1 protein-coding gene is annotated in these 368 nt (G+C 60.9%); it reads left to right on the top strand.

Translation table 11 applies throughout. The features are described 5' to 3' along the window. The coding region (icmH, locus tag ACLEJP_RS25550) for a type IVB secretion system protein IcmH/DotU (RefSeq protein ID WP_440810921.1) at window positions 1-368 on the top strand (368 nt) is incomplete at both ends.

The raw sequence follows: 368 nt of genomic DNA, 5'->3' as shown, positions 1-368 counted from the left end.
ACCCACGGCGGCGAAAAGATCTTCGTGCTGCTGGAGCGGATGATGCAGTCGCCTGCGGAATTCCAGGATGTGCTGGAGTTCCTGTACTTCTGTTTCTGCCTGGGCCTGAAGGGCAAGTACGCACTCGACCCCAAGGGCGATGACCTGATCAATGCGCTGATTTCACGCATGCACAAGGTACTTCGCGAACTGCGTGGTCCCACCCCCGAAAGCATTTGCGACCCCTACACCAATGTTGTCGATCGCCCCTATCGCCGGCGGCGTAGCTGGCCCTGGTGGAGCCCGCTGGTGGTGTCTGCCGTCGCCATGGCGTGCGCCTACTGCTACTACAGCTATCGCCTGAGCCTGATCACCGGCGAGGTCCTGGA

The organism is Pseudomonas sp. SMV7 (assembly GCF_052041995.1).
In the GTDB taxonomy this organism is placed as follows: Bacteria; Pseudomonadota; Gammaproteobacteria; order Pseudomonadales; family Pseudomonadaceae; genus Aquipseudomonas.
Note: the sequence above shows the minus strand (reverse complement) of the source record. Positions and strands in the feature narration are given on the sequence as shown.